Genomic DNA, 24,763 nt, shown 5'->3' with positions numbered 1-24,763 from the left:
ACGGGAGTCGAACATGGATCATGTTTTTCAGGGCAAGCTTGCCGTCGTCACCGGTGCCAGTTCAGGCATAGGCCTGGCCGCGACCGAACGCCTGCTCAATCAAGGCGCGCGCGTATTGGCCATGTCGCGAAAACTCGGCGCACTGGCCGAACTGCTTGAGCGGTATTCGCAGCAACTGGTGTGGAAACCCGGCGATGTCACTCAAGCTTCCGACCTAAACGCTTTGGCCGAACAGGCTGCACGCCTCGGTCCGGTGAATTTCGTAATCCCTAACGCCGGTATTGCGGAGCTCGCTGACGGGCTCGACAGTTCGGCGTTCGATCGCCAATGGGCAGTGAACGGCGCCGGCGCCCTGAACACCTTGGCCGCCCTGCGCCCGCACCTTGCAGACAAGGCGTCAGTGGTGTTCATCGGTACTTTTCTGGCCGGAATCAGTTTCGCGGGACTGGCCGCCTATATCGCATCAAAAGCAGCATTGATCGCCCACGCCCGAACCCTCGCGGTCGAGCTGGCACCCCACGGCGTGCGCATCAATTGCGTCTCCCCCGGCCCGACCGCAACGCCGATCTGGTCGACACTGGGCTTGAGCGACGAAGCGCTCGGCGACGTAGCCCGAGGCGTCAACCAACGACTATTGGGCGGACAATTCCTCGAACCTGCGGCAGTGGCCGACGTCATTCTGTTCCAGCTGGGCAATGGCGCACGCGGCGTCATCGGTCAGGACTGGGTGGTCGACAGCGGATACACCTTGAGCTAACGCGCATGCACCGATCCGGGCGTGGAATCAGCCAACTGGCGACCTGACGAATCCCGCCCGGCTTCGGGCAAAACCAGCCCCCAGCGCGATGACAATTCTCGGCGCCCCTGCACCGTCAACGTCAGCGCCCGACTGTCCAGATCCTGCGTCACCCATTTGCGCTTCAACGCAGCCTGCAACAACGCCGCCCCGAGCGAACCGCCCAGATGTGGCCGACGCATGCTCCAGTCCAGGCACGCGCAGGCAAAGCGGCGGCGCATCGTCGGCAGATCCTTGACCTCAATGCCCAGCCCTTCAAAAAACGCCTCCCCGCTTTCACTGAGGCGATAAACCTGCTTGTCGGTTTCCACCAGCCAACCACCCTCCAGTAACCGGTCATGCAACAACACCGCCAGCGTCCCAGCCATGTGGTCGTAGCAGGTGCGGGCGAATTGCAGGCGATCCGGCGTGTGCGGTTTGAAGGTCGGTGCGGGGTTCTGACCGATCACCATCAGCGCTTCCAGCGCCTGGGCCACGCGCTTGTCGGCGAGGCTGTAATAACGGTGGCGGCCCTGCACGTGCAGGCGCACCAGCGCCAGGTCCTTGAGCTTGGCCAGGTGAGCGCTGGCGGTCGAGGCGCTGACGTCGGCGAGGGTCGCCAGCTCGGTGGCGGTGCGGGCGTGGCCGTCCATCAGCGAGCACAGCATTTTGGTCCGCGCCGGCTCCGCGATGGCGGCAGCCACTTGCGAGACGCCGATGTCTTGATGTTCTGCGTGCATATTTCGCTCCCGGACGAATCATCGCCCTCAAGGACTGGAGATAGTAGCAACACTTTCCCCACCGACAAGGTTGCGATCCATGGACCCGATCATCGCGGCGACTCACGCCGATCCCTACCCCTACTACGCCGAACTGCGCGCAGCGGGCGGGCTGACTTTTCATCACGGACTGAAACTGTGGATTGCCAGTAGCGCCCGCGCGGTGTGCGCGGTGTTGGCGCATCCGGATTGCAGGGTGCGTCCGGTGCAGGAGCCGGTGCCCAAGGCGATTGCCGATGGCATGGCGGGCAAGGTGTTTGGCCTCTTGATGCGTATGAATGACGGTGAAGCTCAGCGTTGCCCGCGTTCGGCCATTGAGCCTCCGCTGGGGCTCTTTGATCGGGAAGGAGTCAGCGCTCTGGTGTCCGCGCGGTTGATCACCAATGATTCCGACGGCCTCTATAAAGCCATGTTTCGCGGCCCGGTGTGCGTGGTTGCATCGTTGCTCGGATTCACCCCGGCGCAGGCGCGGGTCATCAGTGAACTGACGGCGGATTTCGCGGCGTGTCTGTCGCCGCTGAGCAATGACCTGCAACTGGCCGCAGCCCATCGGGCGGCGGAGCAATTGCGCGCTTACTTTATTGAATTGCTGGCGGATCCGAATCCGTTTCTCGCCGACATCCAACAGCGTTTTGTCGGCGAGGAGGATGTGCTGCTCGCCAACCTGATCGGCCTCTGTTCGCAGACATTCGAAGCCACCGCCGGGCTTATCGGTAATGCGCTGGTGGCGTTGCAGCGTCAGCCTGAATTACGCGCGGCGTCAGTGGATTCGTTGCTGGCTGAAGTCCAGCGCTTCGATCCTTCGGTACAGAACACCCGTCGATTTGTGGCGAACAGCTGTGAAATCGACGGCGTGCGGCTGGAAGCAGGTGACGTGATTCTGGTGCTGCTGGCCTCGGCCAATCGCGATCCGGCACTCAATGAAAACCCGGATCGCTTTATGCCGGATCGCCCGAATCGCCGCAGCTTCACGTTCGGCAGCGGTCGGCATCAATGTCCCGGACAGATGCTGGCAATGACGATCGCCAGCGCCACACTCACTGAAATCCTCGCCCGCGACATCGATCCGGGGCGATTCGCATGGCACTACCGGCCTTCGCTGAATGGGAGAATTCCGATGTTCAGCGAGGTGCAGCCTTAAGCGTTGCGCAATTCGATGGTCAGGTGCGAAAGTTCATGCACCGGCGCCAAGCGCTCACGGATCGCGTCGGCAGTCACGCCCGCCACCGCGACCACACTGACAATCGCCGCCCGCGCCTGCGGGCCGACCTGCCAGACGTGCAAATCGCTGATGCGCACATCATCGGAGGTTTCCAGCAGTTCGCGGATCTCCTCGGCCACGGGTTCATCGGTGGTGTCGAGCAACACGGCGGCGCTGTCGCGCATCAGGTTCCAGGCCCATTTGGCGATGACGATGGAACCGACGATGCCCATCACCGGGTCCATCCACACCCAGCCCAGATAGCGCCCGGCCAGCAGCGCGGCAATCGCCAGCACCGACGTCAACGCGTCCGCCAATACGTGCACGTAGGCTGAACGCAGGTTGTTGTCGTGATGGTGGTGATGGCCATGATCGTGGCTGTGGTCGTGACTATGGCCGTGGTCGTGATGGCTGTGGTGACCGGCCAGCAGAAAAGCGCTGAGCAGGTTGACGCCCAGGCCGACCACGGCAATCAAGGTTGCTTCGCCGAACGCCACACTGGTTGGCTGGAACAGACGGAAAACCGATTCCCCGGCAATCCCCAGCGACACCAGCCCCAACACCATCGCCGAGGCAAAACCCGCCAGATCACCGACCTTGCCGGTGCCGAAACTGTAGCGTCGGTTGTTGGCGTTACGCCGGGCAAAACCATAGGCTGCCGCCGCGATGCCCAAGGCGCCGGCGTGGGTCGCCATATGGAAACCGTCGGCCAGCAATGCCATGGAACCGGTGAGATAACCGGCGGCAATTTCGCCGATCATCATCACGAAAGTCAGCACCACCACCCACAGGGTGCGGCGGGCGTTTTCATCGTGCGAAGCACCGAGAAACTGGTGGTTGTGGGAAAAGTCATCAACCTTGAGGGTCATGATGTCGGCGCTCACTTGGAATATCGGCGGATGGCCAGCAGCAACTCTTCCACGCCCTGGGCGCGGGCTTCATCGCTGAGGTCGGGACGGGCGACATGCTCGCGGGCGTGGGCCTCAATGAACTGCTCCATCAAGCCATTGACCGCGCCGCGAATCGCCGCCATCAGGTGCAACGTCTTGGCACATTCGGCCTCGGACTCCAGCGCCCGTTCAACCGCCTGAACCTGCCCGGCAATACGCCGGACCCGGTTGAGCAACTCGCCTTTGTGTTCATGCGTGTGCGACATACCTATACCCCCTACCCCTATATGGCGAGCATAGTCGCTGTTCCGATCGAGAGGGGCAAGGCCTGTTTTCGACCATCCGTCGCAGCTTGAATTTTTGACGTGAAAGGATTGAGGCGGAGCGTCAGTCGGCAACCGCCTCTGGAAGGTGTTTCAGAGGCAGGATCGTTGAGAACCCTCGTCTGTCAGGCCCATTGCAGTGGCGAGGACGACGAGAAGCAGAGGTCTACGTCCAGTTGCGCTGCAGCCGACAGGTTGACCAGCGCATCCAGAGAGAACTTGTCGATTTTGCCGTTGAGTACGTCGTTGAGGCGCGGCTGGGTGATGCCTAGACGCTTGGCCGCCTCCTTCTGCGGAAGCTCCCAGGCACGAATCGTTTCGCACAACGTGCGCATCAGCTTGGCCCGCAGGCGCATGTTGGCCGCTTCCTGCGGCGTGTCTTCCAGTGCATCCCAGACGCTTGAGAAACGCTGGGGTGGATTTTGATGATCCGTCATGGTTTAGCCTGATTCCTTGTGCTGGATGTGCCATGCAGGCTATATCGAAACCGATATAAATCAAGCTCGAAGTGGCTTATTAAATATCCAGTATCACAAAGCAGAAATGCGCGAGCCGGCACACCTGATAAGCCGACACAGAACCCTGTGGGAGCGAGCTTGCTCGCGATGGCGGACTGAAAAATGACGCATCATTTTGCCCCCATCCGGGAGGCTACATTGCCTTGCGCCTTTGCCTACAACTACGCCAGAATCCGCCGGCTTGTGCGGTTTGGAGCCTGCCCGTAACTTGATTCGCATCACTGAATGGTCAGTGAACGGGTTTAGTCGCTCGGTGGGTTTTAAGCTGCATAGAGTCATTTCTGTCAGGCATTTCTACGCCTGTACTTAATGGTAGCTGTGCGCAGGGCACCTTCGGGTGCGCCGGGAAAGCTTAGAACCACCGGTCGACTAACCTGCGCATAGCTGCCACCCAATTTGTTTAGTCGCAAATGACGGTGTAAGCCTCAATTGAAAGGTTCTAAGCAAATGATCAAGCCAACACCCAATCCTCCGGAAACAGACATCCAGTCCGAATCCGACCCAACCTCTCCCTACTCCACAACCGATTCAAAAAAACTCCACGAAGCCGCCGAGCGCGCCCTCGACCATTACCTGAAACCCACCGCCCCGAAACAGCACTGCCCCGGCCGCATGTTCCTCATCGCCCCCCACATCGATCAGCATGCCCTGCTGGCCCACGCCTGCGAGTCGATGGCTTCGGCCAGCGTGATGCTCAGCGACTTCGCCGCGCTGCTGGACCCGCCCTACCGCAGCACCGTGCTGGGCATCGCCCAAGTGGTGATGTGTGGCGAGCTCGCCGTGAACCGGGCGCTGGACACTCTCGATGCCACGACCTGAGGAACACCCCATGGAAAGCAAATCCGATGCACACGTCGTCGCCGCCCTGATCTCCATCGGCCTCAACGAGAAAGACAGCCAATGGGCCGAAAAGGCCTGTCTGCTCCTGCTCGAAAGCGAAAGAAAATCCATCGTCACCGCCGCCCTCGAGGCCCTTGTCCAACTCGCCCGCGATCACGGCAAACTGGACCGGAACCGCGTCATGCCGGCACTCCACAGCGTCAAACGCAGATTTCCGAGCCTGACCAGCACGGTTGCCGCGACGCTGGATGAGATGGCTATAGCTGCGTAACGCCTCAGGTAAAAGGCAAGAAAAAACCCGCTGGCTCCGTAAAAGGAGGCAGCGGGTTTGGCTTTTACAATCACAAGACTGGTGTCCCATGGGCATTATCGAGAGTGCTTTTTTGTAACAACCATCTGAGCTTCAGAAGCGTCCTACATCTTTCAAACTCTCATTCAGATAGCGTCCTCCACGCTTTGAAAAGATGAAACAAGGACGCTCATGCCTCGAAAAACACTCCTCCCCCGGATTCAAAATCCGCCGTCAGGTGACGGGCACCACATCACTACCCGCTTCATGACTGCTACCGAACTTGCTGCGCAGGATGCCAGACAAAAGAAATACGACGATATGCTGGCCAGACAACAAGCCTATGAAGATCGTTTTGTTCGGCAGACGCCACGACAGAGTCAACTCAGCGCCGTAGGTTGTGTATTCGCCAAAAGCTGCAACCTCCCCGATGGCGTCATCAACCATGAAAGCCCGGCAGGGTTTATTCCTGTCGAAAGGCTTGCCGACTTTGGAGCGTTCTCACTGCTTGGGGGGCGCGAAAGAGATGCGTCGGGAAACATTCCCCTCAAAAAAATCAGCGGTGCCAATTTGCCGTCCGCACTGGGCACGCTTGTGTTGGGCAGTCCCGCTTTTGCTGGCGCCGGCGCAAGCTCCACTTTCAGTGTTGGTGCAGTCACGGGCGGCGTTGCAGGAGGTGCATTGGCGGGAATGGTTGCACTTCTGTGGCCATCGAATCTGGGGGACAGTTCGCTCTATACCGAAGAACAGCTCAGATCACTGAAGGAGGGCCGAACACGTATCCGGCTGCACGTAGAGCAACAGGCCGATGGCCGTCTCAAAGGGTACGGGTACAACACTCAGAAGCGCCCTGACTGGGAAATGATTCCGGTCGTGCAATTCGTTGCTCAAGGCTCTCGACAAGTGGCTGACTTTGGCAATGGCATCACATTGACCTGGACGCCAGCCGTCGACCCATCCAGCACTTCGGTCATCCCGCCGCTGGAAAGTGCCCCGCAAACACCGACTATCTGGATTTATCCTCCCACCGAGCAAGCAGACAAGATCATCGTCAGCCCGCTTTATCCGCCAGAGTACGAGGATTTCATCCTTGTGTTTCCGGCCGACTCCGGTATCAAGCCTCTCTATATTGTCTTGGCGTTGGAGTTTGATGCTGCCAGTTATCATGGAAAGGCAGACACTCCTGTAAAGAGCAAAGGCCCTGTCAATGGTCAGGAAGCCTTGGAGAATTCAATTCAGGTAAAACCTACATCACCACGCAGAATCGGTGTCGATCCAGATACCAGCGAGTTCGTCGTCTTTGATCGCACAGGGGGCGATGTTTACCATGGACATGTCAGACCTTGGGACAAACTCCATCAGGATATGAAAAACGCGCTAATCAAAGCCAAGAAAGCGGATAACAAAGGCAACATTTTGGGAGCCAAGAAGTGAGCTTGACCTATAAAGACCCGTCTATTAGCCATGATGAAGCAGTGAGACTTCTTCAAAGCCGCACAGACACAGACGTTATCCAGGCTCTGATTTCTATTGGCCTCAACGAAGAAGACAGGATTTGGGCCCAACAAACTTGCTTGAAGTATTTCGACAGCAGCAATGAAGCCGTAGTCTCCTCCGCCATTACCGCTCTAGGCCACATCGCTCGCAGGCACGGCGAGCTGGACAAAAATGCCGCCCTCTCAGCGCTGGAAGAAGTAAAGACAAGATTTCCCTCCCTGGAAGGCGTGATCGCAGACACGCTTGACGACATTGAGGCATTTACCTGATTCATCGGGCCCTTCATGCAGGACGTTGTGATCAGGAACGCCCCTCATCACAACGTACTCACCCACGAGCTTTAATCCTCCCGCGTCAAAACCTCAAGCAACTCAATCTCAAACACCAGATTCGAATTCGGCGGAATCTTGCCCATCGTCCGCTCGCCGTAACCCAGATGCGCCGGCACCACCAGCTTGCGCTTGCCGCCAACCTGCATGCCCATGATCCCTTGATCCCAACCCTTGATGACCCGGCCCGTGCCGATCACGCACTGAAACGGCTTGCCCCGGCTCCAGGACGAATCGAATTCGGTGCCGTCTTCCAGCCAACCCGTGTATTGGGTGGTGATCAACGCGCCTTTGACGGCGGCTTTTCCGTCACCGGGCTGAAGATCGATTATCTGCAGTTCATCATTCATAACATTCGCTCTATTGTTCCGCTGGCCGCCGTTTTCCCAGAAATGCCGGCCATTGGCAACCGTTTGACCCTACGTCGGCCGTGATGGATGATGGCCACCCGCTACCAATCCTGATCGATACGCCATGACAGCGACGCTTGAATGACTCAACTCTGGATCAGCTTCGCCATTGTCGTTGTGTTGTTGGTCGTGATCGCCGTTCTGATCCGCCGAGTGCGCGAGCTTCGTCAACAACTTGCCGAGTATCGCGAACTGCTCACCCGCGCCGCCGAGGGCCAGAATATCCGTCAGGATGGTGACGCCGACCGCTTCAAGCGCAGCCAGTATTTCGCCCGGATCGGCACCTGGGACTGGGAAGTCGACACCGACCGACTCTATTGGTCCGACGCAATATTCGGCATGTTCGGCTTCAAGATCGGCGAAGTGACGCCCTCCTACGCGCTGTTCTGTTCCTGCGTACACCCCGATGACCGCGCCAGAGTGCGCACCGGGGAATTGCGCTGTCTTGAGACCGGCGAAAACCACGACGAGGAGTACCGCGTGGTCTGGCCCGACGGCACAATCCGCTGGCTGCGGGAAACCGGCAATGTGGTGCGCAACGATCACGACGCGGTGATCAAGATGATGGGCGTGGTGCGCGACATCACCGAAGAAAAGGCCTCGGCCAGCTACCTCCAGCACCTCGCTCATTTCGACCCGTTGACCGGCCTGCCCAACCGCCTGGTGCTGGAAGAACGGCTATCGGAAGCACTGGAACATGCGCGCATGACCGAGACGCGGGTAGCGTTGGTATTTATCGATCTCAACGGCTTCAAAGCGATCAACGACCGCTACGGTCACGCCGCCGGCGACCGCGTTCTGATCACCACCGCCACCCGCCTGAAACGCATCCTGCGAGTCAGTGACACCGTTGCGCGTATCGGCGGCGACGAGTTCGTGGTCATTCTGCAAGGCCTCGCCCCCGGCCTGAACCTGCAGGACGAAGCGCGCAGTATCTGCCAGAAGATCTTCATCGAACTGTCCCCGCCCATTCCCATCGGCAACGACCAACGCCACATCGGCACCAGCCTCGGCGTCGCCGTCTTCCCCGACCACGCACCGACCATGGACCGGCTGCTGCACATTGCGGATCTGGCGATGTACGAGGCCAAACGCAGCGGGAACAATCAGTATCGGTTGGGTGGCGGGCAGACGCTGAGTCATGGCCGGGCTGATTGAATTTCAGCGCTCGGGCGTACCGAACACAACGCCATTGAAGGTATGCGTGCAGCACTGGCAACTGGGCGTCATGTCTTCGGCTTTCAGGGCGGGATTGACGATTTGCAGGCGCTTGTTCTCATCGACGTATAACCCGCTGTAGATGCTGGACTCACCCACCCCCACCACATCCCTTCGCTCATGTTCATGCAGAGCGACCATCCAGAACACGGGTTCCTGCCGATCCAGCCGCGACACGGCTTCACTGAAAATCTCGTCCCAATCACCGCCAACACGCGACAGCAAAAAGCGAAACAAGGGCGTGTAATCGAAGCCACGGTGCTGGATCCCATGCATCGAGCCGCGAGTAGCCTCGCTGTTGATTTCAGCCTTGGTGTTTCGCTGATGCCGGTAATGTCCGCCGGGATTGTTGCGACGGACGTTATGGGTGGTCGTATTTTCTTTGCGGTAAAGGGGTTTCTTATCCAACCTATTGCTCCTGACATCCAGTCACTCGAAACGCCCCTCGCGTTTTACCGGAACGGCGCTCGAATGCAATCAACCGTCCATGGCCAATTGTTGCTTGAGGTCAGCGCTCCACCGGCTGAATCGCCACAATCGTCCCGTTGGTGATCATCACCATCACGTATTTATCGTTGATCTGCACCCACTGCGCCTGTGGCTCAGGCTGTTTGAGGCCTTTCTGTTTCCAGTTTTTGATGGCTTTTTCGCTGCGCTGGTAAATGTCCGGGGCGCGGTCGTTGACGTTCAGTTCGCGGTTGCCGGTCGGTGATTGTTCGACAGTGTCGTTCGAGGTTTGCGCCGCTTGAACGAGTGGGCTGATCCCGGCGATGCCGGCGACGAGGGCCAGGCTGGCGATTAGGGTCTTGTTGTTCATCGGTGAACCTCATGAAATGTGTGATACCTGAACTCCGACTGCGGGGTTCTGGAATCATTCCTTGTTTTTTGATGATGCTGAACCGGAGATTGTAGTCGCGCCCCGGAACGCGATCCGGGCTAACCCGCCACCGGGCCAATACAGTCAACGGCATCCATTTGCGATAAGATCGCGCGCCCCTGCCGAGTGAATAAGGACATCACCGTGAAGATCTACCTCATCGTCAATCTGGTATTGCTTGCGCTGCTGGGGCTCTACGCTGTCAATCTTTTCAACAAGCTTGTTGCCCGGCGCAACGAGATCAAGAACGCATTTGCCCAGGTCGAAGTGCAGCTCAAACGCCGCTATGACCTGATCCCCAATCTGGTCAGCATTGCCAAGGGTTATCTGGCCCATGAGCGCGAAACCCTTGAAGCGGTGATCGCCGCACGCAATGCCGCCGTGGCCGGACTTGAGGCTGCACAGGCGAAACCGGGCAGCGCCCAGAACATCGCGCAATTGGGGCGGGCGGACAGCGCACTCAGCAGCGCGGTGGGTCGCTTGAACCTGACGCTGGAGGCTTATCCGGAACTCAAGGCCTCGCAGAACATGCAACAACTGAGCGAAGAGCTGAGCAGCACCGAAAACAAGGTGAGTTTCGCGCGGCAGGCGTTCAACGATGCGGTGATGGCCTACAACACGCTCAAGCAGAGCTTTCCGGCGGTGCTGCTGGCGGCCAGTTTTGGCCATCGCGAGGATGCGGTTCCGTTGAAGTTTGCCGATACGCTGGCCATCAAGACCGCGCCCAACGTTTCTTTCTGACTTCTTCTCTCCATGGATGGCTCGATGAACTTTTTCGAACGACAAACCCAGGCCCGAAACCAGACGCAACGGCTGGTGTGCATGATGATTCTGGCGATTGTCATGCTGATCGGGATGACCAGCCTGCCCTTCGTCTTCAATGGTTTTGAGGATTACCTGAGCGGGACTGGCACGCTGGCGGACGCGTTTCTGGCAATGGCCGTTATCGCATCGTTCATCAGCAGCATCGTGGTGATTGGCGGTCTGCTGAAATATCGGCAACTGCGGGCGGGCGGCAAGGTCGTCGCGGAGAAACTGGGTGGCCGCCTGCTCAATGGCAATGTGCGTACCCTGGACGAGCAGCGGTTGATGAACGTCGTCGAAGGGCGATTGCCTCCGGCACCTGCATGCCGGCGGTGTATCTGTTACCGGACGAAAGCATCAACGCCTTCGCGGCCGGATTTACACCGGAGGACGCGGCCATTGGTGTGACCCGTGGCGCGGTGGCGCTGCTGACCCGGGAAGAACTGCAAGGGGTGATCGCCCACGAATTCAGCCACATTTTCAACGGTGACATGCGCCTCAACACGCAACTGGTGGCAGTGGTGCACGGCCTGTTGGTGTTGGGGCTGGCTGGCACTTACATAATGGCCAGCCTGCTCAAGCGCGACAAACGCGACGTGCGGTTGATGCTGGTGGTTTTTGCGCTCGGTTTCGCACTGTGCGTGGCCGGATTTATCGGAAATCTCTATGGCAATTTGATCAAGGCGGCTGTCAGTCGCCAGCGTGAATTCCTCGCCGATGCCAGCGCGGTGCAATACACGCGCAATCCGCAAAGCATTGTCGGCGCCCTGAAAAAAATCGGCGCCCATAAACAAGGCTCCGTCATCAGCTCCCCCCGTGCCGCCGAATTCAGTCATTTGTTCTTCAGCACAGGCGGATCAGGTTGGCTGAGCCGGATGTTTGCGACCCACCCTGATCTGAGCGTGCGGATTCGTCGGATCGATCCGCAGTGGGACGGGAGTTTTACGACGGCTGCCGCAGCGGGCAAACCGGTGCCTGATCAGATGGCGGCAACGGCGGATTGATTCAGACTCCACGTCCACGGATGGCTAGATGAATTTCTTTGAACAACAGTGCCGGGCCAAACGTCGCTCGGTGCAGCTCGTGATCCTGATGTTTCTCGCCGTACTCGGCTTGATTCTTGTGTCCTTCATGCTACTGATTCTGCCGATCTCGTACGGCAAAACGCTCGAGGTTCTTGCGGAAAACTGGCAGTTTTTCGCGATCATTGCAGCGCTGGTAACGGGTGTTGTGTTGCTCGGCGGGCTGGTCAAATACATCGAACTGAAAGGGGGCGGCAAAGTGGTCGCGCGCCGTTTGGGTGGTCGTCTGATCAACCATGACGCGCGGACTCTGGAAGAGCGCCGCCTGGTCAACGTAGTGGAGGAAATGGCCTTGGCGTCCGGCACCGCAGTCCCTCACGTGTATCTGCTGCCAGATCTGGGCATCAATGCATTTGCTGCCGGCCTCGCTCCTCAGGATGCAGTGATTGGCGTCACTCAAGGTGCGATAAGCCTGTTGTCACGCGATGAACTGCAAGGCGTTATCGCCCACGAATTCAGCCATATCTATAACGGCGACATGCGCCTGAACACTCAACTGGTAGCGATCGTCCATGGGATCATGGTGATCGGGTTGGCGGGAAACCATCTCTTGCGCGGTCTTGAGGACACACCACACTCATCTGCCAATCGTAAGCAGCCGACCATTCTGGTCAGCATGTTTGGCACTGCGCTGTGCATTGTCGGATTCTCCGGGACGTTCTTCGGCAACCTGATCAAGGCTGCAGTCAGCCGGCAACGCGAATTCCTGGCCGATGCGACCGCCGTGCAATACACCCGCAACCCCGACAGTATTGCCGGGGCACTGAAGAAAATCGGCGGATACAAAATGGGCTCGACCCTCAAGGCCGCCCGTGCCGCCGAGTTCAGCCACCTGTTTTTCGGCCCTGGCACTTCCAGCTCTCTTCTGCTCTCGGGCCATCCGGATCTGCGTGAACGCATTCGCAGGATAGACCCTGACTGGGACGGGACTTTTGTGAACATCGCCGCACCAGCGCAAGACTCGATGGTAGCCAGAACCGTACAGGCAGCGACGCCAAAACAGCTGCCATAGCACGCCATTGATCTGCATAGCGCATCAATCCATGCCAACAATGCAATTAACAAATCGATCCCTGCGCGCCACTATCCGCCCCAATAAGAACCGTGCGCCGCCTCCCCGTCGCGCACGTCATAAAAGCGGTGGAGTACTTTTCTATGACAGCCTCAATCCCACACGGCGGCTCGCGGGCCGGCGCCATTTTCCGGGTGACCTCGGGTAACTTCCTCGAACAGTTCGACTTCTTTCTGTTCGGCTTCTACGCCACGCAGATTGCGGCGGTGTTCTTTCCGACGAGCAGTGAGTTCGCGTCCTTGATGATGACTTTCGCAGTGTTCGGCGCAGGCTTTTTGATGCGTCCGCTGGGGGCTATCGTGCTCGGCGCGTACATTGATGACGTCGGTCGGCGCAAAGGGTTGATCGTCACCCTGTCGATCATGGCCAGCGGCACGATATTGATTGTGCTGGTGCCCGGATACGAAACCATCGGCCTGTTTGCCCCGGCGCTGGTGTTGATCGGAAGGCTGTTGCAAGGTTTCTCCGCCGGTGCGGAACTGGGCGGAGTTTCGGTGTATCTCTCCGAAATCGCCACGCCCGGTCGCAAAGGCTTTTTCACCGCCTGGCAGTCGGCCAGTCAGCAGGTGGCCATCGTCGTCGCCGCTGCACTGGGTTATGGCTTGAACCAGTGGATGGCGCCGCAAGCCGTTGCCGATTGGGGCTGGCGGATTCCGTTTTTCGTCGGCTGCATGATCGTTCCGTTCATCTTCTTTCTGCGGCGCAATCTGGCGGAAACCGAAGAGTTTGCCGCCCGTAAACATCGTCCGAGCATGAAGGAAGTGTTCCGCACCCTTGGCCAGAACTGGGGCGTGGTACTGGGCGGGATGCTGATGGTTGCCTTGACCACCACCGCGTTCTACTTGATCACCGTGTACGCACCGACCTTCGGTAAAACCGTGCTGCACCTGAGCACATCGGATGCGTTGCTGGTGACGCTGCTGGTGGGCGTTTCCAACTTCTTCTGGCTGCCGATTGGCGGCGCATTGTCCGATCGCGTCGGCCGCCGTCCGGTGCTGATCGCCATGGCGCTGCTGGCGCTGGCCACCACTTATCCGGCGCTGTCGTATCTGGTGCAGGCGCCTAGCTTCAATCACATGCTGCTGTCGCTGTTGTGGCTGTCGTTTATCTACGGCCTGTACAACGGCGCGATGATTCCCGCGCTGACCGAGATCATGCCGGTGGAAGTGCGGGTGGCCGGTTTCTCCCTGGCCTATAGCCTCGCCACTGCCGTGTTCGGCGGATTCACTCCAGCGATGTCGACCTTCCTGATCCAGTACACCGGCGACAAAGCCGCACCGGGTTACTGGATGAGCATCGGCGCGCTCTGCGCATTGGGCGCGACGCTTTATCTGTATCGCCGGGCCGGCGGTCGTCTGCAACCTGTTACTGCCTGAGAACATCACCATGAAAAAACTGTTTACCGTTACCGCCCTGCTCGCCGGTCTTGCGTTCAACGTTGCGGCCCAGGCCGAAGAACTGCGGGTCATGACTTCCGGCGGTTTCACCGCCGCCTACAAGATCCTCGGACCAAAATTCGCCGCCGCCACCGGCAACACGCTGGACACCCAGCTCGGCCCGTCGATGGGCAAGGCGCCGGAGGCAATCCCCAATCGCCTCGCCCGTGGTGAAAAGGCCGACGTGGTGATCATGGTCGGCTACGCCCTCGACGACTTGATCAAACAAGGCAAGGTCGACCCGGCTTCGCGAGTGGAACTGGCGGATTCGCGGATCGGCCTGGTGGTGCGCGAGGGCGCGCCAAAACCGGACATCAGCAACGTCGACGCTCTGAAGAAAACCCTGCTGGATGCAAAATCGGTGGCTTACTCCGACAGCGCCAGCGGCGTGTACATCGAGCAGCAATTGTTCAAGAAACTGGGTATCGAAGATCAGCTGAAACCGAAGGCGAAGATGATCCCGAAAATCCCGGTCGGCTCGGTGGTCGCCACTGGCGACTATCAACTGGGCTTCCAGCAGGTCAGCGAATTGCTGCCGGTGCCGGGGGTGAGTTTTGTGGCGAAGATTCCTGAATCGGTGCAGTCGGTGACCCGATTTGCAGCAGGGATTCCGGTAGGTGCGCAGCATCCGCAGGAAGCCAAGGCGTTGCTCGCTTATCTCGCCGCACCTGCCGCCCAGGCTGACGTGCAGGCCACCGGTCTGGATTCGGTCAAGCGCTGACCGTCGGCGGCTGGACTTTCATTTCCACCACCAGCCGCTCCAGTTCCAGTGCCGCCGGGGTCAGCGTTCGACCCCGGCGTTTGATGATGCCGACACTGCGCATCACTTGCGGATCGGTCAGCGGCACCCGCGTCAGGATCGGATGATCCGCCGCCGGCATCGCCATCAGCGGCACCGCTGCCACCCCCAACCCCGCTTCCACCAGACCGATCATGGTCGTCACATGCCGCGTCTCGCAGATGCTCGGGCGCTGCGGCACCACTTTGGCCAGGGCCTGATCCAGCAGAAAACGGTTGCCCGAAGTCTTGTCCAGCGAGATGTAATCCTGCCGGTAGAACTCGTCCCAGGTCACGCTGCTACGCCCGGCCAGCGGATGATCGCGGCGACAGGCAACGACGTAGCTCTCCTGCACCAGCGGTTCGAAATCCACGCCCGCCTCCTGGGTGCCCATGAAGCTCAGACCGAAATCCGCCTCGCCATTGACCACCGCGCTCAGCACGTCGTGGGCGCTGGAATCGAGGACTTTGACTTTGATTCGCGGGAACTGCTGGTGATAGCGCGCGACCACGCTCGGCATGAAGTAATACGCCGCCGACGGTACGCAGGCGACGGTTACGTGGCCCTGCCGATTCGAGGCGACTTCGCTGATGCCCAGCAACGCGACGTCCAGATCGTCGAGCAAACGTTCGACGCTGGGCATGAAACCGCGTCCGGCCTGGGTCAGGCTGACCTTGCGCGTGGTGCGTTCGAACAGCTTCACGCCGAGGGCGTCTTCGAGCTTTTCGATGCGCCGGCTCAGGGCCGGTTGCGACAGGCGCACGGTGTCGGCGGCCTTGCGGAAACTGCCCTGCTCGACCACGGCACGAAAGGCTTGCAGGTCGTTGAGGTCGAAGTTGATGGCCATGAAAGACTCGAAGGAATTGATTCGCTGAGGCTATAAATGTAACCAATTGATGCAAATTATTACAGAAGCACATCTGCTCAATCAGGCTCTGCGCTGGATCTGCAATCATTTCAGCCTTTATCCTTGTCGCCCCCCGCCGTACCGCGTTACTGGAGTTCCGCTCATGCCCCATGAAGGCAATCTGTTGCAAGCCGCCGTCGTCTTTCTCCTGGCCGCCGTGCTCACCGTTCCCCTGGCCAAGCGCCTGCAACTGGGCGCGGTGCTCGGTTATCTGTTTGCCGGGGTGATCATCGGCCCATCGGTGCTGGGCCTGATCGGCAATCCGCAAAGCGTCAGCCATATATCGGAACTGGGCGTGGTGCTGCTGTTGTTCATCATCGGTCTTGAGTTGTCGCCGCGACGCTTGTGGGTGATGCGCAAATCGGTGTTTGGCGTGGGCCTGGCGCAGGTGCTGCTGACCGGTTCGGTGATTGGTGTGCTGGCGCTGTCGGTGTTCGGCCAGCCGTTGAACAGCGCGATTGTCTTGGGCCTGGGTCTGGCGCTGTCGTCCACCGCGTTCGGGTTGCAAAGCCTCGCCGAGCGAAAGGAACTGACCAGCCCCCACGGTCGGCTGGCGTTTGCGATTCTGCTGTTCCAGGACATCGCGGCGATCCCGTTGATCGCGCTGGTGCCGATGCTCGCGGGCGTCGATCACCACACCAGCACCGCCGACGACGTGCGCCACAGTTTACAGGTGCTCGGCAGTATCGCCGTGGTGGTGATCGGCGGGCGATATCTGTTGCGTCCGGTGTTCCGCGTGGTGGCGAAAACCGGTCTGCCGGAAGTCTCCACCGCCACTGCGTTGCTGGTGGTGATCGGCACCGCGTGGCTGATGGACATGGTCGGTGTGTCGATGGCGTTGGGCGCGTTTCTCGCCGGGTTACTGCTGGCGGATTCGGAGTATCGCCATGAGCTGGAAGCGCAGATCGAGCCATTCAAGGGCCTGCTGCTGGGGCTGTTTTTCATCAGCGTCGGCATGGGCGCCAACCTCAGTCTGCTGCTCAGCGCGCCGATCACGGTGCTGGGGCTGACGCTGTTGCTGATCGCCCTGAAGTTGCCGCTGCTGTTTGTGGTCGGGCGTCTGGCGGGTGGATTGAACAAGGTCAGCGCGATTCGCCTCGGCATCGTGCTGGCGGCGGGCGGTGAATTTGCGTTTGTGGTGTTCAAGATCGGTCGCGATCAGGGCCTGTTCGAACCGCGCCTGTATGACCTGCTGGTGCTGACCATCACCCTGTCGATGGCGGTGACGCCGCTGTTGCTGTTGATTTGCGCACGGCTGGTCAGCCCGAAAGTGCAACCGGTGGAAGTCCCCGAGAAATTCCGCCAGATCGAAACCGAAACCCCACGGGTGGTGATTGCCGGCATGGGCCGGATGGGTCAGATCGTGGCGCGGATCCTGCGGGCGCAGAACATCAAGTTCGTGGCGCTGGACACCTCGGTGGAAACCATCGAACTGTCGCGCAGTTTTGGTGGTGTGCCGGTGTTCTACGGTGACCCGATGCGGCCGGAAATCCTCAGCGCGGCCAAGGTCGGTGAAGCGGAGTATTTCGTGATTGCCACGGACGATCCGGAGACCAACATCAAGACCGCCGAGATCGTGCGCAAGCTCTACCCAGACATGAAAATCATCGCCCGGGCGCGTAACCGGCAGCACGTTCATCGGTTGGTGGATGTCGGGGCCGATCCGATCCGGGAGACCTATTACTCAAGTCTGGAAATGAGCCGCCGTACCTTGGTCGGCCTCGGTTTGACCCAGGCCCAGGCCGATGCGCGGATCAAACGCTTCAAGCACCATGACGAACAGGTGCTCGAGGCTCAACACGCGGTGTACGACGACGCGGCCAAAGTGCTGCAGACCGCGCAGGAAGCGCGGGCGGAACTGGCCCGGTTGTTCGAGTCGGATCAACTGGAAGAGCAATCGGGCAAGTCCTGAGCCCCCGCACACTGCGCGCGCCGACCGCCTGACCCTGATCGTTCCCACGCTCCGCGTGGGAATGCCTCAAGGGACGCTCCGCGTTCCAGCTCTGGAAGGGACGCGGAGCGCCCCGGGCTGCATTCCCACGCAGAGCGTGGGAACGATCACAAGTCAGGCCATCTCCAGCGCACGCTCTTCCTGCACGGGCGCTACTTCAAACCGGTCCGCCAGAAACGGCGTGATGTCCAGCGGCAGCGGTTCATCGTTGACCAGTTTGTCCAGCAACACCCCGGTAATCGCCGACGTCAGCACGCCGGTGCGGAAATGCCCGCAGGCGTTGAGATACCCCTCCACCCCGGCCATCGGCCCGAGAATCGGCAGCTCATCCGGCGAGCCCGGCCGCAGCCCGGCCCAGGTGCGCTTGAGGTTGATGTCCGCCAGTTCCGGCAGGCAACGCACCGCGCCTTGCACCAGCCCGGCGATTTCCGGCCAGGTGGTGGTGACGTCGAAGCCCTTGTCCTCGGTGGTGCTGCCGATCAGGATTTCGCCGTTGTCCTTCTGCGCCATGTAGCAATCGCTGGTGGTCAGGCAACCGTTGAGGATTTTCGGCAGGCGCTCGGTCAGCAGGATCTGGCCTTTCACCGGTTTCACCGGAATGCGAATGCCCGTGGCCCACTCGCTCAAATCCGCCGCCCAAGCGCCAGCGGCGTTGATCAGGGTCTTGCAGTGAAACACCCCGGCTTCGGCCGTCTGTACGCCAGTCACCCGCGAGCCGTGATGCAGCACGCCGGTGATGTTGGTGTTGACGTACATGTCCACGCCATTCTGCCGGGCACCTTCGGTGTAGGCGTCGGCCAGGCGGAACGGGCTGACCTGGTGGTCGCAGAGAAACTCCAGCGCGCCGCGCGCTTCATGGCTGACGCTCGGCTCTGACTCGCGCAATGCCGCCTGATCCAGCCAGCGCACCTGATCGGCCAGGTGCGGAATGCAGCCGACGATGTGCTCGGCGTACAACCGGTCTTCATCGTCATAGATCACGAATTTGAGCCCGGTCTTTTCGAACTTGAAATCCATCCCGTGATTGTCACGCAGCTCGCGGTGCAGCGCCGGGTACAGCGCGTTGGACTGCAAGGCGAAATCGAAAAACGACGGCGGCAGGATGTGCGGTGTGCTGGAGTCAACCGCCACCGCCGCGCCCTGGGTTTCGCGCTTGCGGTTGGCCGACATCATGCGGAAGAAAATCACCCCGCAACCCAATCCCACCGACTCGCCAATCGCCCACAAACCACCGGCCGAAGCGCGGGTCGCGTTGCCCGGGCGCTTGGCGTCGATCAGCGCAACCTTGAGGCCTTTGCGCTTGGACAATTGGTAGGCGATGGACGCGCCGATCACACCGCCGCCGGCGATGACCACGTCATAGAACTTACTCATGGGAAACGGCCTCCGTGCCGAGGGACTGGAACGCGGAAAAAGGAATCGGATCGATGGGGAAGCGCGGCCGCAGCCAGCCGACATCCTTGCGCCCGGTGGACTGACGCAAGCGGTCGCTGCAATAGCCGACGCACATCCGCCCCTGACAGTCGCCCATGCTTACGCGGGTGCGCATTTTCAGGCTGGCGATGTCTTGCACGCCCTGCTCCAGCGCGCGGTCGATGTCGGCGCGGGTCGCGTGTTCGCAGCGGCAGATCACCGTGTCGGCAGCCGGCAATGCGGTCTGCCCGACGCCGCGTTCGGTGTAGCGATCCACCGCCGCGCGGAAGCGCACGATGGCTTTGAGTTTGCCCAGATAACGGTCGCGACGGACGCGCGCCAGTTCCTCTTCGAGCACACCGCGTTGCAGCAGGATCGAGGTCGCCGCGATCTTGCCGGCCAGCATCGCCGCTTCACCGCCGCGAATCCCGCCCATGTCACCGGCCAGATGCACGTGGGGCTCGCTGCTTTGCTGCCAGATGTTGGCGTTGGCGCGCAGGTAACCGTCGTCGCTGAAGCCGTGATCCAGGCCCATTTGCTGACTCAGTTGCGTGCGCGGAATGAAGCCGTAGCCGACCGCGAGTGTCTTCGCCTCGAAGCGTTCGACGCGACTCATGTCCGGCTCCCACGTTGCCGAGTACGGCGCCACGCTGACGCTTTTCAGTTCGCCTTCGCCGTGCGCTTCGACCACGCCCCAGCCGCAGTTCATCGGGATGCCATGCAGTTTCAGATAAGCGAGCATGCTCAAGCCATCGAGGAACAGTTGCGGCTTGTTCAGCAGTGCCAGACTTTCCTTGGCGATCTTGCCGAATGCGCAGGCCTCGTAGACCCCGGCCACGCTCACACCCGACGCATGCAACTGGGTCGCCACCAGCGGCAACAGCGGCCCGGTACCGGCAATCACCACCGGCCCCTGCGGTTTGACCACGCCACTTTTGATCTGCAATTGCAGGCCGCCGAGCATGATCACGCCGGGCAGCGTCCAGCCTGGAAACGGCACGCTGCGTTCATGGCAACCGGCGGCCAGCAGCAACTGCGGGTATTCGATTTCGTGCAGACGCTCGTCGCCGTCCAGCACCACCAGCGAGCGCGTGCCTTCGGCGCCGACCACGCGGTGGTTGAGGCGCACGTCGATCAGCCCGGACTGCTCCTGAAAATCACCGTGTAGTTTGCCCAGCGCCTCGGCATAGCGCGGCCCCAGGTAATCCAGCTGCACGCCGTCACGCAGCGGCCCGCGATAGACCACGCCACCCAGGCGCGAAGCCTCTTCCAGCAAGGTGCAGCGCACCCCGTGCAGGGCCAGTTCGATGGCCGCGGCCATTCCCGCCGGACCACCGCCGACGATCACCGGATGCAGGCTCATACCACCTCCTGCCCGTGAATGCGGTTGACCTGGGTCTCGATCAGCATGCCGTCGCGTACCACGGTCTGGCAGGCGCGGCGCTTGTGCCGGCCGTTGATTTTCACCAGGCAGCACTGGCACACGCCCATGCCGCAATAGGCACCGCTGATCTGGTTGTGATCGTTGCGCGCGACCTGGCGCACGCCGAGGGACTGAATGACGCTGAGCACGGTTTCGCCGATGGCGGCGATGACCGGCTGGCCGTTGATGTGGACAGTCATATCCGCCTGCGCCAAAGGCTGGATATCGAAGGTTCTTTCTAGGCAGTGCATTGCAATGATCATCCGTGAAAGGTTCAGGTGAGGTTGAAACAGCTCCTTGCTGCACTACACCTCGCCGGCACGTCGGGTGTTATCTCTCTATCGGGCCGGCAGGTTGGTTCCGCTCGCGCAGCAAAGTGCGCGCAAGCAATGTAGTCGATCCAGCGGCAAGGGCCTGGAAATTTCACGGTAGGGGATATTGCGCCGACGAATATTGATCCAGGCCATGGAAATGACTGGTCGGTTCTGCGCCTTCGGCCCCGCGCAGAAAGCAAAAAGCCGCTTCAACCCGAAGGTGGAAGCGGCCAAGGCATGTGCCTCAAGGAATCAGTGCACGAACAGGGCGATCAGGATGATGATCGGGATTGGAACGCCGAGGAAAAACAGCAGTAGTGAGCGCATGGTGGTTCTCCTTGATTAACGGACTGGCGGCAGCGTGGTCGTGGTGTAGGTTTCGACTTCGACGTACTCGACCGCATCCCGGCGACGACCGCCGAAGGTGGCCGAGAGGCTGGCGAAGAACGCACCGGCCAACAGTGCGATGAACATCCACAGCGTGGTCCAGGCAGCGACTTTGGCGGCGGTGTCGGCGGCTTGTTGCGCTTTCAGCTTGGCGTCGGCGATGGCTTTCTGGGTACGGGCGTAGATTTCATCGACCCGACGTTCGGCGTCGGCCTGGGTCAGGTTGGTACGCTGAGCGACCAGTTGTGCGAGGTAGGTACGGTCTTCGGCGCTGAGCTGACCGTTGGCCAGGCTTTGGGCGAAGATCCGGGTTACGGTGCCACGGGCGGCGTCATCGCTGACGGCGGCGGGACGATCGTCGCGGAACAGGCTGTCGACGAAGTAGCCGTACTGGTCACTGTCGGTGTTGCCGGCCGCTGTGCCGGCCGCTTGCGTCATGGCACCGGCAGCGCCGCCGACAACACTCGCACCGGCCTGCACGCCACCGCTGACGATGCTGCTGACCGAGCCGACCACCAGCGTTGCGGTGACCAGCGTCGCGACACACCAGGAAAGGAAGCCATGGGCGGTGTCGCGGAAATACACCTCGTCACCGTGCATGTTGGCCCACTTCACTCGCAAGCGACCAGCAATGTAGCCGCCGAGCCCCGAAGCGATGATTTGCGTGGCCGCCAGCCAGATAATGGTGGAAATGCCCAGGCCCTTGGCGCTGACGCCCTCCCCGGCCCACGGTGAAACGGCGGAGAAGCCCAGACCGAAGCCCAGCAGCACGAGAATCAGCGACAGTGCCGCCGCAGCGGCAGCCCCTGCGAAGATCGCGCCCCAGGACACCCCCGAGACGTTGCTCGACTCTCCTTCGTAGGCAGGATAAAACCCATCAGAGGATCTATTCATTGTTGTAGTGCTCCAGGCATGAAAAATGGTGTTACAACTCGTCAACAGAGGAATTGCAGTGACCGTGCCAGTCGCCCACATTAAATAAATCGTTTGAATTCAATAGCTTAAAAAGTCTGAACTTCCTAAGACCATGCAAATTGCAACAACGGGTCGATAACAGCGGGTTTTATGCATTGGCACAAAAGCCCGGCCGTGGCGTTTGTATCCGCTAAAACATGAAAGTTAATTTAAAGCGCCGGCGCAAAATCTTGGCAAAATGCTGCCATTGCGTTTGAACAGACCAGCAGGCCCACCATGACTCGCATCCTCACCATCGAAGACGACGCCGTGACCGCCCGGGAAATTGTCGCCGAACTGAGCAGCCACGGCCTCGACGTGGACTGGGTCGACAACGGCCGTGAAGGCCTGGACCGCGCCGTCAGCGGCAACTACGACCTGATCACCCTCGACCGCATGCTGCCAGAGCTTGATGGCCTGGCCATCGTCACCACCCTGCGCACCATGGGCGTGGCCACGCCGATCCTGATGATCAGCGCCCTCTCCGATGTCGACGAGCGCGTGCGCGGCTTGCGCGCCGGCGGCGATGACTACCTGACCAAACCGTTCGCCACCGATGAAATGGCCGCCCGGGTCGAAGTATTGCTGCGTCGCCAGAACAGCAATGGCGCCCAGCCGACCACGTTGCAGGTGGCGGATCTGCAACTCGATCTGATCAGCCACGAAGCCCGCCGCGCCGAACAGGTGCTGACGCTGCTGCCGACCGAGTACAAATTGCTGGAATTCCTGATGCGCAACAGCGGCCAGATCCTGTCGCGGATGATGATTTTCGAAGAGGTCTGGGGCTATCACTTCGACCCCGGCACCAACCTGATCGACGTGCACATCGGCCGCCTGCGCAAGAAGATCGACCCGCCGGGCAACGTCCCGCTGATCCGCACGGTGCGAGGCTCGGGTTATGTCATTGCCGAACCCGTCTGACGGTTGGCGCTCCTCCAGCAGCCGCTTGCTGGCGCTGTACAGTTCGTTGTTCGTGGCCTGGAGCGCGATCCTCATGGGGGTCATGTACTTCGAGGTGTCCGGTTATCTCGACAATCTGGCCAAACATTCGCTGATGCAACGTCAGCATCTGTTTTCGCACTTTCGCGGCGATCAGCTGGAAGACGCGCTCGCCGCCAGCATGACCTTCGACATTCGTGGCATCGACGCCTACGGTCTGTTCGACGCTCAGCACCGTTACCTGGGTGGCGCGTTGCAGAGGATCCCCGAGGGCCTGCCGCTGGACGGCAAGATCCACATGCTCAGCGAATGCGCCGACTCCGACGACCCGACCCTGCCCGCCGACAGCTGCGACGCGGTAGCCACCCCGACCCGCGACGGCCGCTGGCTGGTGCTGTTGCGCGACAACGGCTCACTGTTCGCGGTGACGAAGATCATTCTGCATGCGCTGCTCTGGGGCGTGTCGCTGACGATTGTGCCGGGGATCATCGGCTGGCATTTGCTGCGTCGTCGGCCACTGCGACGGATCCGGGCGATCCAGGCCAGCGCCCAGTCGATTGTCGCCGGCGATCTGACCCACCGTTTGCCACTGTCCAATCGCCGAGATGAGCTGGACATGCTCGCCGCCATCGTCAATGCCATGCTCGATCGCATCGAGCGCTTGATGAACGAAGTCAAAGGCGTGTGCGACAACATCGCCCATGACCTGCGCACCCCGCTGACCCGCTTGCGCGCGCAGTTGTATCGCATGCAGCAGCAGGCCGGCGAAGGCTCGCCGGAAGCGGCGCAACTGGATCTGGTGCTGGCCGAGGCCGATACGCTGATGGCGCGGTTTCGCGGTTTATTGAGGATTTCCGAACTGGAGGATCGTCAGCGGCGCTCGGGTTTTGTCGAGCTTGATCCGGTGTTGTTGCTGCAGGAACTGCACGAGTTCTATCTGCCGCTGGCCGAAGACGACGAGCTGCACTTCGAGCTGAACATGCCGGAAACTCTGCCGATGCTGAACGGCGATCGGGCGTTGCTGTTTGAAGCGCTGGCGAACCTGTTGAGCAACTCGATCAAGTTCACCCCGGCCGGTGGCACGGTGGTGTTGCGCGGGGTCAATGATGCGGGGCATACGCGGATCGAAGTGCATGACTCCGGGCCCGGCATTCCCGAGTCGGAACGGGAGGCGGTGTTCCAGCGGTTCTACCGCGCCGAGGGCGGGCAATTGCAGAATGGCTTTGGCCTGGGACTGTCGATCGTCGCGGCGATCGTCAACCTGCATGGGTTCAGCCTTGAGGTGGGACGCAGCGATCTGGGTGGGGCGAAGCTGGTGCTGGATTGTCGGCAGAGCCTGATTTCACAGTCTTGAGAT

28 protein-coding genes are annotated in these 24,763 nt (G+C 60.4%); 16 read left to right on the top strand and 12 right to left on the bottom strand.

The window, feature by feature from the left end; genetic code table 11:
• Positions 1 to 13: 13 nt before the first annotated feature.
• Positions 14 to 757, top strand: a complete 744-nt coding sequence (locus C1X29_RS20630) for an SDR family NAD(P)-dependent oxidoreductase (RefSeq protein ID WP_102718252.1) — start codon at positions 14 to 16, stop codon at positions 755 to 757.
• On the opposite strand, the gene C1X29_RS20625 is transcribed toward C1X29_RS20630, so the two are convergent.
• A complete protein-coding gene (locus C1X29_RS20625; protein WP_102718251.1) occupies positions 754 to 1,515 on the bottom strand; it encodes a helix-turn-helix transcriptional regulator in 762 nt (253 codons plus the stop codon). The two genes, C1X29_RS20630 and C1X29_RS20625, sit on opposite strands and share 4 nt — an antisense overlap.
• 79 nt (positions 1,516 to 1,594) lie before the next feature.
• Here C1X29_RS20625 and C1X29_RS20620 point away from each other — a divergent pair, with 79 nt between their 5' ends.
• On the top strand, positions 1,595 to 2,695 hold the full coding sequence (locus tag C1X29_RS20620; protein ID WP_102718250.1) for a cytochrome P450: 1,101 nt from the start codon (positions 1,595 to 1,597) through the stop codon (positions 2,693 to 2,695).
• On the opposite strand, the gene dmeF is transcribed toward C1X29_RS20620, so the two are convergent.
• From dmeF to C1X29_RS20605, 3 genes are all read right to left on the bottom strand, one after another.
• Positions 2,692 to 3,624: a CDF family Co(II)/Ni(II) efflux transporter DmeF gene (gene dmeF, locus C1X29_RS20615; protein ID WP_041475578.1), complete on the bottom strand. Its 933-nt coding sequence runs from the start codon at positions 3,622 to 3,624 to the stop codon at positions 2,692 to 2,694. The genes C1X29_RS20620 and dmeF overlap by 4 nt on opposite strands.
• Positions 3,625 to 3,635: 11 nt before the next feature.
• Positions 3,636 to 3,911 carry a metal/formaldehyde-sensitive transcriptional repressor gene (locus tag C1X29_RS20610; protein ID WP_102718249.1) on the bottom strand — a complete coding sequence of 92 codons (276 nt, stop codon included), beginning with the start codon at positions 3,909 to 3,911 and terminating at the stop codon, positions 3,636 to 3,638.
• 182 nt (positions 3,912 to 4,093) lie between these two features.
• The gene (locus C1X29_RS20605) at positions 4,094 to 4,405 is read right to left on the bottom strand and encodes a helix-turn-helix domain-containing protein (RefSeq protein ID WP_085746054.1); all 312 of its coding nucleotides are present in this window, start codon (positions 4,403 to 4,405) and stop codon (positions 4,094 to 4,096) included.
• A 528-nt stretch (positions 4,406 to 4,933) separates the two neighbouring features.
• Between C1X29_RS20605 and C1X29_RS20600 the strand changes: the two genes are divergently transcribed.
• From C1X29_RS20600 to C1X29_RS20585, 4 genes are all read left to right on the top strand, one after another.
• Positions 4,934 to 5,305, top strand: a complete 372-nt coding sequence (locus C1X29_RS20600) for a DUF6124 family protein (RefSeq protein WP_085746053.1) — start codon at positions 4,934 to 4,936, stop codon at positions 5,303 to 5,305.
• A 10-nt stretch (positions 5,306 to 5,315) separates the two neighbouring features.
• Positions 5,316 to 5,597 (top strand): hypothetical protein, encoded by a 282-nt coding sequence (locus tag C1X29_RS20595; RefSeq protein WP_085746052.1) that lies wholly within the window; start codon positions 5,316 to 5,318, stop codon positions 5,595 to 5,597.
• Positions 5,598 to 5,807: 210 nt separating this feature from the next.
• Complete coding sequence (locus tag C1X29_RS20590) at positions 5,808 to 7,049, top strand: S-type pyocin domain-containing protein (protein ID WP_102718248.1); 1,242 nt, start codon at positions 5,808 to 5,810, stop codon at positions 7,047 to 7,049.
• A complete protein-coding gene (locus C1X29_RS20585) occupies positions 7,046 to 7,381 on the top strand; it encodes a hypothetical protein (RefSeq protein WP_102718247.1) in 336 nt (111 codons plus the stop codon). Before C1X29_RS20590 ends, C1X29_RS20585 begins: the two co-directional genes overlap by 4 nt.
• A gap of 71 nt (positions 7,382 to 7,452) precedes the next feature.
• Here the strand turns inward: C1X29_RS20585 and C1X29_RS20580 are convergent, their stop codons facing one another.
• A complete protein-coding gene (locus C1X29_RS20580; protein WP_102718246.1) occupies positions 7,453 to 7,791 on the bottom strand; it encodes an FKBP-type peptidyl-prolyl cis-trans isomerase in 339 nt (112 codons plus the stop codon).
• Between the two features lie 141 nt (positions 7,792 to 7,932).
• On the opposite strand from C1X29_RS20580, the gene C1X29_RS20575 reads away from it, so the two are divergent.
• On the top strand, positions 7,933 to 9,009 hold the full coding sequence (locus C1X29_RS20575; RefSeq protein WP_102718245.1) for a sensor domain-containing diguanylate cyclase: 1,077 nt from the start codon (positions 7,933 to 7,935) through the stop codon (positions 9,007 to 9,009).
• Positions 9,010 to 9,012: 3 nt separating this feature from the next.
• Here the strand turns inward: C1X29_RS20575 and C1X29_RS20570 are convergent, their stop codons facing one another.
• The gene (locus tag C1X29_RS20570; protein ID WP_102718244.1) at positions 9,013 to 9,477 is read right to left on the bottom strand and encodes a hypothetical protein; all 465 of its coding nucleotides are present in this window, start codon (positions 9,475 to 9,477) and stop codon (positions 9,013 to 9,015) included.
• Between the two features lie 100 nt (positions 9,478 to 9,577).
• Positions 9,578 to 9,886 (bottom strand): RcnB family protein, encoded by a 309-nt coding sequence (locus C1X29_RS20565; RefSeq protein ID WP_064597595.1) that lies wholly within the window; start codon positions 9,884 to 9,886, stop codon positions 9,578 to 9,580.
• 204 nt (positions 9,887 to 10,090) lie between these two features.
• Here C1X29_RS20565 and C1X29_RS20560 point away from each other — a divergent pair, with 204 nt between their 5' ends.
• The 6 genes from C1X29_RS20560 to C1X29_RS20540 all read left to right on the top strand — a co-directional run bounded on the left by C1X29_RS20560 (position 10,091) and on the right by C1X29_RS20540 (position 15,061).
• A complete protein-coding gene (locus C1X29_RS20560) occupies positions 10,091 to 10,687 on the top strand; it encodes a LemA family protein (RefSeq protein ID WP_102687787.1) in 597 nt (198 codons plus the stop codon).
• Between the two features lie 24 nt (positions 10,688 to 10,711).
• Entirely contained in the window at positions 10,712 to 11,158 is a 447-nt protein-coding gene (locus tag C1X29_RS29715) for a hypothetical protein (RefSeq protein WP_256584377.1), read from the top strand.
• A complete protein-coding gene (locus tag C1X29_RS20555) occupies positions 11,074 to 11,754 on the top strand; it encodes a M48 family metalloprotease (protein ID WP_256584376.1) in 681 nt (226 codons plus the stop codon). Before C1X29_RS29715 ends, C1X29_RS20555 begins: the two co-directional genes overlap by 85 nt.
• 28 nt (positions 11,755 to 11,782) lie before the next feature.
• Entirely contained in the window at positions 11,783 to 12,844 is a 1,062-nt protein-coding gene (locus C1X29_RS20550) for a M48 family metallopeptidase (protein WP_102718243.1), read from the top strand.
• A 143-nt stretch (positions 12,845 to 12,987) separates the two neighbouring features.
• On the top strand, positions 12,988 to 14,280 hold the full coding sequence (locus tag C1X29_RS20545) for an MFS transporter (protein WP_102718242.1): 1,293 nt from the start codon (positions 12,988 to 12,990) through the stop codon (positions 14,278 to 14,280).
• Between the two features lie 10 nt (positions 14,281 to 14,290).
• Positions 14,291 to 15,061: a substrate-binding domain-containing protein gene (locus C1X29_RS20540; protein WP_074688852.1), complete on the top strand. Its 771-nt coding sequence runs from the start codon at positions 14,291 to 14,293 to the stop codon at positions 15,059 to 15,061.
• On the opposite strand, the gene C1X29_RS20535 is transcribed toward C1X29_RS20540, so the two are convergent.
• Complete coding sequence (locus tag C1X29_RS20535) at positions 15,051 to 15,965, bottom strand: LysR family transcriptional regulator (protein WP_007952946.1); 915 nt, start codon at positions 15,963 to 15,965, stop codon at positions 15,051 to 15,053. The genes C1X29_RS20540 and C1X29_RS20535 overlap by 11 nt on opposite strands.
• A gap of 163 nt (positions 15,966 to 16,128) precedes the next feature.
• On the opposite strand from C1X29_RS20535, the gene C1X29_RS20530 reads away from it, so the two are divergent.
• The gene (locus C1X29_RS20530) at positions 16,129 to 17,937 is read left to right on the top strand and encodes a monovalent cation:proton antiporter-2 (CPA2) family protein (RefSeq protein WP_102718241.1); all 1,809 of its coding nucleotides are present in this window, start codon (positions 16,129 to 16,131) and stop codon (positions 17,935 to 17,937) included.
• Between the two features lie 153 nt (positions 17,938 to 18,090).
• Here C1X29_RS20530 and hcnC read toward each other — a convergent pair whose 3' ends face one another.
• The 4 genes from hcnC to C1X29_RS20505 all read right to left on the bottom strand — a co-directional run bounded on the left by hcnC (position 18,091) and on the right by C1X29_RS20505 (position 22,407).
• On the bottom strand, positions 18,091 to 19,350 hold the full coding sequence (gene hcnC, locus C1X29_RS20525) for a cyanide-forming glycine dehydrogenase subunit HcnC (protein ID WP_102718240.1): 1,260 nt from the start codon (positions 19,348 to 19,350) through the stop codon (positions 18,091 to 18,093).
• Entirely contained in the window at positions 19,343 to 20,752 is a 1,410-nt protein-coding gene (gene hcnB, locus C1X29_RS20520; RefSeq protein WP_102718239.1) for a cyanide-forming glycine dehydrogenase subunit HcnB, read from the bottom strand. The genes hcnC and hcnB overlap by 8 nt, the downstream gene beginning before the upstream one ends.
• A complete protein-coding gene (gene hcnA, locus C1X29_RS20515) occupies positions 20,749 to 21,063 on the bottom strand; it encodes a cyanide-forming glycine dehydrogenase subunit HcnA (RefSeq protein ID WP_102718268.1) in 315 nt (104 codons plus the stop codon). Before hcnA ends, hcnB begins: the two co-directional genes overlap by 4 nt.
• 405 nt (positions 21,064 to 21,468) lie before the next feature.
• A complete protein-coding gene (locus tag C1X29_RS20505) occupies positions 21,469 to 22,407 on the bottom strand; it encodes a hypothetical protein (protein WP_102687794.1) in 939 nt (312 codons plus the stop codon).
• A 297-nt stretch (positions 22,408 to 22,704) separates the two neighbouring features.
• Here C1X29_RS20505 and C1X29_RS20500 point away from each other — a divergent pair, with 297 nt between their 5' ends.
• Both C1X29_RS20500 and C1X29_RS20495 read left to right on the top strand, forming a co-directional pair.
• The gene (locus tag C1X29_RS20500; protein WP_007952956.1) at positions 22,705 to 23,388 is read left to right on the top strand and encodes a response regulator transcription factor; all 684 of its coding nucleotides are present in this window, start codon (positions 22,705 to 22,707) and stop codon (positions 23,386 to 23,388) included.
• Positions 23,366 to 24,760 carry a HAMP domain-containing sensor histidine kinase gene (locus tag C1X29_RS20495; RefSeq protein WP_102687795.1) on the top strand — a complete coding sequence of 465 codons (1,395 nt, stop codon included), beginning with the start codon at positions 23,366 to 23,368 and terminating at the stop codon, positions 24,758 to 24,760. Before C1X29_RS20500 ends, C1X29_RS20495 begins: the two co-directional genes overlap by 23 nt.
• Positions 24,761 to 24,763 lie beyond the last annotated feature (3 nt).

The sequence above is a fragment of the Pseudomonas sp. GW456-12-10-14-LB2 genome (assembly GCF_002884345.1).
In the GTDB taxonomy this organism is placed as follows: domain Bacteria; phylum Pseudomonadota; class Gammaproteobacteria; order Pseudomonadales; family Pseudomonadaceae; genus Aquipseudomonas; species Aquipseudomonas paraglycinae.
The sequence above is the reverse complement of the archived record's forward strand: the minus strand, read 5'-3'. Positions and strand labels throughout refer to the sequence as shown.